10 protein-coding genes are annotated in these 10,095 nt (G+C 40.7%); 1 reads left to right on the top strand and 9 read right to left on the bottom strand.

Features of this window, described 5'->3' with window-relative positions; translation table 11 throughout:
* The first annotated feature begins 263 nt into the window (after positions 1-263).
* Positions 264-1,082, top strand: a complete 819-nt coding sequence (locus IQ246_RS26580; RefSeq protein WP_194006294.1) for an SDR family oxidoreductase — start codon at positions 264-266, stop codon at positions 1,080-1,082.
* 22 nt (positions 1,083-1,104) lie between these two features.
* Here the strand turns inward: IQ246_RS26580 and IQ246_RS26575 are convergent, their stop codons facing one another.
* The 9 genes from IQ246_RS26575 to IQ246_RS26540 all read right to left on the bottom strand — a co-directional run bounded on the left by IQ246_RS26575 (position 1,105) and on the right by IQ246_RS26540 (position 10,065).
* Entirely contained in the window at positions 1,105-1,554 is a 450-nt protein-coding gene (locus IQ246_RS26575) for an SRPBCC family protein (RefSeq protein WP_194006293.1), read from the bottom strand.
* A 19-nt stretch (positions 1,555-1,573) separates the two neighbouring features.
* The gene (locus tag IQ246_RS26570; protein WP_194006292.1) at positions 1,574-1,762 is read right to left on the bottom strand and encodes a CPXCG motif-containing cysteine-rich protein; all 189 of its coding nucleotides are present in this window, start codon (positions 1,760-1,762) and stop codon (positions 1,574-1,576) included.
* An 11-nt stretch (positions 1,763-1,773) separates the two neighbouring features.
* Positions 1,774-3,420, bottom strand: coding sequence for a radical SAM protein (locus tag IQ246_RS26565; RefSeq protein ID WP_194006291.1), 1,647 nt, complete (start codon positions 3,418-3,420; stop codon positions 1,774-1,776).
* A 26-nt stretch (positions 3,421-3,446) separates the two neighbouring features.
* A complete protein-coding gene (locus IQ246_RS26560) occupies positions 3,447-3,701 on the bottom strand; it encodes a SemiSWEET transporter (RefSeq protein ID WP_194006295.1) in 255 nt (84 codons plus the stop codon).
* A 113-nt stretch (positions 3,702-3,814) separates the two neighbouring features.
* Positions 3,815-4,564: a M48 family metallopeptidase gene (locus tag IQ246_RS30680; RefSeq protein WP_244142170.1), complete on the bottom strand. Its 750-nt coding sequence runs from the start codon at positions 4,562-4,564 to the stop codon at positions 3,815-3,817.
* 222 nt (positions 4,565-4,786) lie between these two features.
* Positions 4,787-5,692: a hypothetical protein gene (locus tag IQ246_RS30675; protein ID WP_244142169.1), complete on the bottom strand. Its 906-nt coding sequence runs from the start codon at positions 5,690-5,692 to the stop codon at positions 4,787-4,789.
* A 128-nt stretch (positions 5,693-5,820) separates the two neighbouring features.
* Positions 5,821-6,909, bottom strand: coding sequence for a chorismate synthase (aroC, locus tag IQ246_RS26550; protein WP_194006290.1), 1,089 nt, complete (start codon positions 6,907-6,909; stop codon positions 5,821-5,823).
* A 221-nt stretch (positions 6,910-7,130) separates the two neighbouring features.
* On the bottom strand, positions 7,131-8,213 hold the full coding sequence (psbA, locus tag IQ246_RS26545) for a photosystem II q(b) protein (RefSeq protein ID WP_194006289.1): 1,083 nt from the start codon (positions 8,211-8,213) through the stop codon (positions 7,131-7,133).
* Positions 8,214-8,568: 355 nt separating this feature from the next.
* Positions 8,569-10,065: an MBOAT family protein gene (locus tag IQ246_RS26540; protein WP_194006288.1), complete on the bottom strand. Its 1,497-nt coding sequence runs from the start codon at positions 10,063-10,065 to the stop codon at positions 8,569-8,571.
* Positions 10,066-10,095 lie beyond the last annotated feature (30 nt).

Below are 10,095 nucleotides of genomic sequence, written 5' to 3'. Positions count from 1 at the left end.
AGAAGTAATAAAGGTGTACTGAATTTTTTTCAAAAATCAAATATTAGTCCTATAGTTATACAACACAAGTTTGATAAGTATTTTTATTAGCTTATTGAGTAGAGCCTTTTTTAACACCTAAATTGTAGTTTTGGGTAGATTGATTTTTGCTAGCAACATATTTTCCAAGTTGCAATGAAAAATCTAACGCAAGTCAGAAGGTTTATTGAATTTTTTTGCTCAGACTATATAGATAGGAAATAACGTTTTTCTAACTTTAAAGTATGGCTCCTACGGTTCTGATTACAGGTGCTTCGCAAGGTATTGGTAAAGCAACAGCTCTTTTGTTTGCTCAGAAAGGATATGACCTCGTACTTGCAGCTCGTCAGGCTGAAGGCTTGGAAGCTGTAGCCCAGCAGGTGCAAGATCTTGGTCATAGAGTCCCGCTAACTGTTACTTGCGATGTCACCGATTCATCTCAGGTACACACATTAGTGCAAAAGGCGTTGGAGCATTATGGTTATATTGATGTGTTGGTGAACAATGCAGGCATCTTTGCATCGGGGCCGGTAGAAGAGTTTTCTCTCAGCGATTGGCATCAGGTTATAGACACTAATTTATGGGGATATATCCATACAATTAATGCCCTTCTGCCTCATTTCCTTCAACGAGGAAGTGGAAGCATTGTTAATTTAAGTTCTATTGGTGGCAAAGTGCCTACCCCGTATTTGGTTGCCTACTGTACCAGTAAGTTTGCCGTCACAGGTTTAACGGAAGCGCTGCAAGCGGAATTACAGCCAAAAGGGATTCATATTTGTGGGATTTATCCAAATTTGATCAAGACTGGATTGATGGAACGGGCAATTTTTCGTGGTAAGGATGAGCAAGATGCCCAAACTCGACGCGAACAGCTCAACAGCGTGGTAAAAACTCCCGTTGTAGAGAAGCCTGAAGATGTGGCTAATGCTATTTGGGATGCAGTCAAGAATAAGAAGTCAGAAATGATGGTTGGTTCCGCGAATGTATCGCAAGGTTTGTACCGCTTGTTTCCTGGTTTAATCCAATGGGTTTCGCGGCAAGGCTTGAAGAATAAGGATAAATAATTTTATTGTTCAACAGATTTAGCTATGATGACTCGCATTCGCGTTTTGTTACATAGTGGCGGTAGCGAAACATAGCTTCTAACTGCGCTTGTATTAACCAACCGCTGATAAATTCAACTGTTTCTCCACCAGGCATGGAGAAAGAAATAGCATCAGTCAACTTGGTTTGGCCATTTTTTAATTCAAATTCATGTCGATGTACCCAAGATTCAAAAGGGCCAGATATCTGTTCGTCGGTAAATAAGCGATATTTTTCGTGTTCAGTGTGACGTGCTAACCAAGTTAAGGGTAATGGCCCCAAAAAAAGGCGAAATTCTGTAATAGCACCCACATCAAGTCCTCCTTCACGGCGAACAACTTGGACTGGTTGCCAAGGTGGAGTTAGTAGTTGCAAAATGTCTGATCTTTCGTGAAATTTCCAAACTACTTCTGGTGGTGCATTAATCACTGAAGAATGTTTAAAGTGCAGCATGGAAAGAAAAACCTAAAATTTAGCCTTCGTATTCTGTATCAATTTCGATGTCCAAGGTGTCTTCATCAACCCGCACATATAAAATATTTGGGTGACAGCAAACTTGACAATCTTCTATGTAAGATTGCTGTCCTCCAGCACTCAAATCAATAAAGGTTAAGTTCGGTTCGCCGCAATAAGCGCAGTAATACTCAGATGTGTTTTGCATCAAGTTCTCAGCTATGAATTCAATGGCTGTAGTTCTTTATGGGATGGGTTGAAATGACTCGTAGCATCAGCCAAATGCTTTAGTAGTGTAGACTGTGGTAGCGGTCCTTGCAAGTGACTCCAGGGTAATATTTGCTCTGTTGACCAGTCAGCATGGACATAGAAATCTAAGTCGGGGATTTGTCCTTTGAGTTGTTTGAAAGCACGTTTGTAGCTACCCAAGGAGTCGCCAAAATCGCGGGTAAGTTCGAGAAGCGGGGAAAGTCGGCGATCGCCTCTCGACAACAAAGCCTGTATAATTGACCAATTATAGCTTTCTGGACGGAATTCTATGCCTTGCGGTTTTAGCTGTTTTTGTAACATCTGCAACCGTTTTTCAGCTTGGCGATTCACTCCAAACCATTGAAACGGCGTGTGTGCTTTAGGGACAAAGGTGCTACATCCGAAGGTTAAGCGCAATCCAGGCGCAGCTTTTTTGATGCTACGCATCATCGCCACGGTTTGCTCTAAATCTTCTGCTTCTTCGCCGGGGATTCCTGCCATTCCGTAGAGTTTCAAGCTTGTTAATCCACCAGCTTTAGCATTGATTGCCGCTTGGATAATTTCATCATTATTTAACTTTTTGTTGATGATTTGCCGGACTTTTTCTGAACCACTTTCTATGGCAATAGTAAGCGATCGCGTGTCTCGTTTCGCCAAAGTTTTCGCCAGATTTACTGTCACCGTATTGGTTCGCACTGAGGCAATACTCAGACGCACGTCATCATACTTTGGCTGGCTAATATAATCTAGCAGCGCCTCAAACTCTGGATGCTGAGTAACAGAAGCCCCCAATAATCCAAGGCGGTTTGTAACTTGTAAACCTCTTTCAATTGCTGGAATCAACGAACCTTCAAGACTCGCTGTTCTAAAAGGTAACGTGAGATAACTCGCCATACAGAAGCGGCACATTTCTGGACAGCTTCTCACCACTTCTACCATGTAAATATTTTCCCATGCAGCCTTTTCTGTAACCACCGTTGATGCCGATAAAGTATTACCTCGGTAAGTCTGCTTTTGTACTATTGCGGGAATTTCTGGAGAAATTGGCTTAATAGACTTTACCGCACCATCTATAACTTGATATTCCACCTCATACAAACTGGGAACATAAATTCCTGGTATTTGTGCAAGTGCTTTGAGTTGAGTTTGTCGCTCAGCATTTCTTACTTCTTTGTACGCTTCAATGAAATTACCCAATAAGTTTTCGCCATCTCCTAGCAAAATTACATCAAAAAAATCTGCGAAAGGTTCAGGATTAGCAGTTAGAACGGGGCCACCACCAAAAATTATCGGATGAGAATTATGACGAGAAGTTGCTCGAATGGGAATTTGCAAAGATTCCAGCAAATTTAAAATATTTATATAATCCAGTTCCCAGGAAATAGAAAATCCGACTATTTCCGGCTTTCTAGGTAGTTGTTCATGAATATCTGTGAACAAGCGACTCACCTGTACATCATCACGCATTGCCAAAGTTGCCCAAACAACCTGATAGCCAAGGCTGGTTATACCCACGCTGTACTCATTAGGAAAGGCAAAAATGACTGGTATGGCGTCAGTGTCGGGTGTGGTTGGGGTGAATAAGAGGCGTTCAGAGTCAAATACAGATGATGTCACAGGTGTTTGTTAGAGTCGGGGTAGGTTTATCTATATTTAATTTTAAGCCATAGAATAATGAAGTTAAAAATTAACGTCACGCTGTTAGCAAGAATAATAGGCAAAGATTGTAGGTAAATTCCATAGATTAACCATAAAAAAATTCCACTCATGAATGTAATCAGCGTCACTAAAGAAACATCTTTGGCTGATTTTGTTTGCCAAGTTTTAAACATTTGTGGCAAAAAAGAAATTGTGGTTATTGTGGCAGCAGCTAATCCTAGAATTGTCAATAAGTCCATGCGATGCAACCATATTAAGAGTAATTTGTAGTGTAACGCTAGAGTCACACTTGCATTACACCAAATTATTCTTAGTTTATCTTCGGCTTTCTAAGCATATTTTAATTTCTGATTTAGCCTTTTGCATTCGGCTTTTTGAAATAATATTTAGCCCAAGCATACCGCTGCGAATCTTTTTTTAGTAAGTACTCTATTACTTCCCGACGCTTGTTTTCACCCTTAGCATTTTTCACTACTCGCTTAATTTCGGAATCCATATCTCTAGGATTAGCTCCACGTTTGATTGCTTCTTGAAACCAATACTCACCATCTGAATATTGATGCCGTTCAAAACAAATAGCTCCCATCAAAGTGTAAGGGTGATGGCTTTTTGGTTGATACTCAATAGCTTGACGAGCGCAATTTTCTGCTTTATCTAATTTTTCAATATCTCGAAAGGCTCCACCTCTGCTAGTTAGCAAAGCTGACTTGAGTTTATTTTCTTTAATTTGGTCAAATTCTAAATTATTTGTCAGTTGCAACGCCTGTTCTGGTTTATCTGCTTTGCGCCAATGGCTGCTAGCATTTGCCAAGTTCCATTTGTTGTCAGTGCGTTGAAACTCCTGTTCATAGAAAGTTGCTTCAATTGTGTGGTAAGCAATCAAAATCTTCCCAGAGAATAATTTATTCCTTTGATACTTAGGTTCTTCTTGCCACCTATAATAACTATATTGTGCTTGAGGCACTTCAGTTTTATTCTCCTGAAGCCAAGCAACATCTGTTGCTTCAAGTCGCTCTTTTAACTCAAGCTTTTGCAAAATTGTGTATAAAAGACTGGTGTGTGATTTATCTTGATAGCCTAAGACATCATATTTTAATTTCAACGCTGCAAAGTGCTTTTGTTTAGCGAAAATAATGATATCTTCACGCCCATTATTTTGCAGCCAGTCAATTTCTAACTCGCTCAGAAGTTCTCCTGATTCTATTTTAGACTTGAGAGCAGAGGCGTATTTTTCGTTAGCGATCGCAATTGTCTCTAAAAGTTGACGCTTTTTGAGAAAGTTAATATCCTGTTCGCTTAAGGGATTATCTGAATCAAGCCTTTTTCAAAGTATATATAAGTGACTCAAAGGGGATAAATCCTCAATTTTACTTGCTTTATACTTAACTTTTAAATCAGTAAATTCTCGCGTTTGTTCCAGTTTTTTAACAATAGCAATTATTTCGTTAAGCTCCTGTTGTTCCAGCCAATTAATTTCTGAAGTAATCAACTTTTCATCTGCATTAAGTTTTTGCAAAATTGGATATAGCGGACTAGATAGAGATACATCTGGGTGTTTATTTGCATGATAATTTATTTTTAACTGGATAAATTCTGCCTTCTTTTCTGCTTCTTGTTGCTCAAAAATTTCTGCTGTTTCAAATAGTTCTTGTTTGAGCAACCATTCAAATTCAGGATCGCTTATTCTTTGTTTACTTTCCAGTTTATTGAGAATTTTATATAGTGGGCTATTAGGTGATGAACCTTGGTATTTAGTAGCTTGGTACTTGGTTTTCAAAACAAAAAAATGCCTCTCCATCTCCATCTTCTGAGCAAGAATAACTGTCCCAGCAAGCTGATTATTTTTTAGCCATTCAATCTCTGAATTAGTGAGCGTTTTTTCTGAATCAAGCTTCCAAAGAATCGGGTACAGAGTAATAGTAATCTTTTTGAAAGCTTCCCCATTTTTAGGAACTTGATACTGAGATTTGAGATGGGAAAACTCATTTTCTAGTTTTCTAAGTTCTTCTAAGTTATATTGTTGCTGTTGGTAAATGGTTTCAACAGATTCAAAAAGTTCCTGCTCTCTTAACCAATCAAACTCTAATTCGGTTAGCTCAATTCCTAAGTCAACTTTTCGCAAGATAAGATATAGAAGACTAGAGGGTGATGAATCTTGACACTTAGTTGCTTGGTATTTTGACTTTAAAACAGTAAAGTGTTTTAAACGATTTTGAAATTCTTTGTCCATGTTGATAAGTACCGCGATAACACTGCTTGATATGTGTTAGCCGCTACTATAACAACACGCAGCACAAAACGGGGATGGCACAATCACCAACCTACAATAGTGAAATTATTGAAAAAATTGCGTGTTACCTACAACACTTTACACTGCCCATGATGCCGTAACAAATGGTCACACAAAACCAAAGCTACCATCGCCTCAACCATTGGAACTGCACGCGGTAATACACAAGGATCATGTCTTCCCTTTGCAGCTAATAGCGTTTCTTCACCCTCACGAGTGACAGTTTTCTGCTCTTTTCTAATTGTTGCTGTCGGCTTAAATGCAACTCGTAAAATGATATTTTCTCCGTTGGAAATTCCTCCCTGAATTCCCCCAGAACGGTTAGTTACAGTGCGAATTTCACCCTGTTCATCAATATAATATTCGTCGTTATGCTCAATTCCGGTTAATAGCGTTCCTGCAAAGCCTGAACCAATTTCAAAGCCTTTGCTAGCAGGGAGAGACATCACACCCTTAGCAATATCCGCTTCCAATTTATCAAATACTGGTTCACCTAAAGCTTTTGGCACATTCCGCGCCACGCATTCCACTACACCGCCGATGGAATCACCTTGTCTACCAATTTGCTCAATTAATTCAATCATGCGATCGCCACATTTAGCATCGGGACAGCGGACGATGTTGCTTTCCACTTGTTCTAAGGTGACGGTATTGGGATCAATTACGCCTTCTAAGTCTTTGATGCGCTTGACGTAACCGATTATTTCGACATTAGCAACTTGACGGAGAATTTTTTTGGCGATCGCACCTGCTGCTACTCGTCCAATTGTCTCACGTGCTGACGACCTACCCCCACCCTGCCAATTGCGAATGCCATATTTTGCATCATAAGTCGCATCTGCGTGAGAAGGGCGATATTTCTGTGCCATCTCGTCGTAGTCTTGGGGACGAGTGTCTTGGTTTCGCACCAAAATTGCTATGGGCGTTCCCAGAGTTTTTCCTTCAAATACTCCAGAGAGGATCTCACAGGTGTCTGCTTCCTTCCGAGGAGTCGTAATTTTACTTTGTCCTGGACGTCTTCTGTCTAGTTCTACTTGAATTTCTTCAGGTGAAATTTCTAGCTGTGGAGGACAACCATCAATTACAACCCCCACACCACCGCCGTGAGATTCGCCAAAAGTAGTAATGCGGAATAGATGCCCAAAAGTATTGCCCATGATTTTGAGGAAGTATCGCCCAGCGCTTGTAGTCTACCAATAGCATTTTCTCACTACAAAGCAACAAACAAGATGATCATCATTTACCCATTTCTTTGAGTTTTTTGCTTATTGTTTCGATAAGTATATTTTTGACGACAAAAAAGAGTCCTCCATTTGCGAAGGACTCTTTCGATTTAATTAGAGATGCTGCAATGCAACATTTCTATAGTATATAAGTACTAACCGTTGATTGCAGGAGCGGTCATTGCTACAGGAGCAATTTCGCCAGCAGCCAAGTCTAGGGGGAAGTTGTGAGCGTTACGCTCGTGCATTACTTCCATACCCAGGTTAGCGCGGTTGATTACGTCTGCCCAAGTGGAGATGACGCGACCTTGAGAGTCTATCACGGATTGGTTGAAGTTGAAACCGTTCAAGTTGAACGCCATCGTGCTTACACCCAAAGCGGTGAACCAGATGCCGACAACAGGCCATGCTGCTAGGAAGAAGTGCAGTGAACGGCTGTTGTTGAATGAAGCGTATTGGAAGATTAGACGACCGAAGTAGCCGTGGGCTGCAACGATGTTGTAGGTTTCTTCTTCTTGACCGAATTTATAACCGTAGTTAAGGGACTCGGTTTCGGTGGTTTCACGCACCAAGGAAGAGGTTACTAGTGAACCGTGCATTGCAGAGAACAAAGAACCACCGAACACGCCAGCCACACCTAACATGTGGAAGGGGTGCATCAGGATGTTATGTTCTGCTTGGAACACAATCATGAAGTTGAAGGTTCCCGAGATACCCAAAGGCATACCATCGGAGAATGAACCCTGACCAATTGGGTAGACCAAGAATACTGCGGCCGCAGAAGCTAAAGGTGCGCTGTAAGCTACGCAGATCCAAGGACGCATACCCAAGCGGTAGGACAATTCCCACTGACGACCAAGGTAGCAGGCACAACCGATTAAGAAGTGGAAGACTACTAATTGGTAAGGGCCACCATTGTACAACCACTCATCTAAGGAAGCAGCTTCCCAGATGGGATAGAAATGCAAGCCGATCGCGTTTGAAGAAGGAACAACTGCACCAGAGATGATGTTGTTTCCGTAGATCAAAGAACCTGCAACTGGCTCACGAATACCATCAATGTCCACAGGAGGAGCAGCGATGAAGGCAATGATGAAGCAGGTGGTAGCCGCTAGTAGAGTAGGAATCATCAGAACGCCGAACCAACCGATGTATATACGGTTTTCGGTGCTGGTAATCCACTCGCAAAAACGCGCCCATACGTTAGCGCTAGAGCGCTGTTGTAAGGTTGTAGTCATTATTTTATGAGTGCTATTGTTTGTTACAAATGAATCAGGCGGATGAATATTTGCCTGTTGTATTTGAGTCTACATGAATTTACTTTGATGCGATATTTGACTTAATATTCTGTAATAAAAAGCTTTAATAAGCTCATGCAACTGTAAAGTTTCTCTACCATACAATAAAGAAGTGAATTAAGACGTTTAAAGCCTTTCAACACTAAACAAACCTATGCTTTGAAATCAGGCGATCGCCTAGTTAATTCCCTTTACATTTATTCATAAATAGTCTTTAAACTCTTTAATAGAAAATATTTATTAAAAACATTAGCAGGGTGGGCATTGTCCACTCTGCTTACTACTCAGGTTTCAATTAAAAATCAAAGTATATGTAGGGTAAGCTGCCTTCAGGAGCTAATAACCAAACGGCATAGAAGCATAGAGGCACAAAAACAAGCTTTACAGGCCAGTGGAACTCTAACTTCAATTTGCGGTTAAAGACATAGACTACACCCATGAAACCAGCTATAGCTAGCAGTACCCAGCTGAGTTGGTATTGGCTCATGTTCAGGGCTTCCACGTAGACCTTTTGAGCAAACTGTTCATCAGCAGGATAACCCCAAAGATGCCGAATTACTAAAAAAGAGTCTTGGACATTGGGTAGGCGAAACCAAATCCAAGAAGTAAAAACCATCAGTTGGGTCAACAACCAAGCTACAAATATACCCAGAGGATTTTGCCAGAATTGCTTCAGATTCTCGAAGCGATCGCCCATAGCACCTGTAAGTCGATGAACCACTAAAGCTAACCCGTGGATTGCGCCCCAAACGACATAACCCATAGCAGATCCGTGCCAGATACCTGCAATTAGCATCACAATCAATAAATTCCAGCAAGTGCGGGCTAAACCTCGTCGTGAACCACCTAAGGGAAAGTAGAGGTAGTTACGCAGCCAATCTCCCAGAGTAATATGCCAGCGCCGCCAAAATTCTGCAATATTGGTGCTGAAGTAAGGAAAGTCAAAATTTTCAGGCAGAACCAACCCGAAGAGTAAAGCACTGCCACGGGCAATGTCTACATAACCGTTGAAATCCAAATACAACTGCAAGCCATAAGCAAATGTAGCCAACCAAAGATCGATACTACCAGCCCTTTGCAAATTGCCAAAACATAAATCTACAAAAATTCCCAGTTGGTCTGCCAAAATACCTTTCTTGACAGCACCCCTAGCAATCAACCATAGTGCCTCTGTGACTTGATCAGGAGTGGGCAGATGTAGTGTATTGAATTGAATTGCTAGGTTGTGGTAGCGAGTAATTGGGCCTGAGATCAGTTTGGCGAAAAATAATTTGTAAGTCGCAAATTTGAGAAACTGATCAGTAGCAGGTGCACCGCGATAGACATCTATTAAATAAGCAATACATTCAAAGATGAAAAATGAAATCCCCAAAGGTACAAACTTAAAAGAGCTATCTGGTGAGCTTATTGCTATATGAAAAACAAACTTGAATAAAATTGGTAAATACTTAAAACCTAATAATATTATAACATTTAAAATTATACCTACCCACAATAGCTTTCTTCGGCGCAGATTCCAATCAACTTGAGAAAATTGCCACTCTTCATGAGAGATTTCATAGTCAAGAGAAGGTTGTCCTGGTGAGGTGTTTTTTCCTATCTCTAGACCCAGACGAAAATTAATAAAAGTAAGTGCTAATAGTAATGGTATGTACTGGACATGCAAAGATGCGTAGAAAACAAGGCTAGCAATTAGCAACGTCCACAAACGCAATTTTTGTTTTGCTAGAGACCAGTAAATTCCAAGTACGCTTAGCAAGAATAGTCCATAAAAAATTGATATAAAGTTCATTTGTTAATTATTGGGCATTGGGGATTGGGG

It is taken from the genome of aff. Roholtiella sp. LEGE 12411, assembly GCF_015206995.1.
Taxonomy (GTDB): domain Bacteria; phylum Cyanobacteriota; class Cyanobacteriia; order Cyanobacteriales; family Nostocaceae; genus Komarekiella.
This window is presented reverse-complemented; position numbering and strand designations above follow the sequence as displayed.

Excerpts from the sequence above, each read along its gene's own strand:
- IQ246_RS30675 (WP_244142169.1), bottom strand. The coding sequence starts at position 5,692 with ATGGACAAAGAATTTCAAAATCGTTTAAAACACTTTACTGTTTTAAAG.
- psbA (WP_194006289.1), bottom strand. The coding sequence starts at position 8,213 with ATGACTACAACCTTACAACAGCGCTCTAGCGCTAACGTATGGGCGCGT.
- IQ246_RS26570 (WP_194006292.1), bottom strand. The coding sequence starts at position 1,762 with ATGCAAAACACATCTGAGTATTACTGCGCTTATTGCGGCGAACCGAAC.
- IQ246_RS26580 (WP_194006294.1), top strand. The coding sequence starts at position 264 with ATGGCTCCTACGGTTCTGATTACAGGTGCTTCGCAAGGTATTGGTAAA.
- IQ246_RS26575 (WP_194006293.1), bottom strand. The coding sequence starts at position 1,554 with ATGCTGCACTTTAAACATTCTTCAGTGATTAATGCACCACCAGAAGTA.
- aroC (WP_194006290.1), bottom strand. The coding sequence starts at position 6,909 with ATGGGCAATACTTTTGGGCATCTATTCCGCATTACTACTTTTGGCGAA.
- IQ246_RS26540 (WP_194006288.1), bottom strand. The coding sequence starts at position 10,065 with ATGAACTTTATATCAATTTTTTATGGACTATTCTTGCTAAGCGTACTT.
- IQ246_RS26560 (WP_194006295.1), bottom strand. The coding sequence starts at position 3,701 with ATGGACTTATTGACAATTCTAGGATTAGCTGCTGCCACAATAACCACA.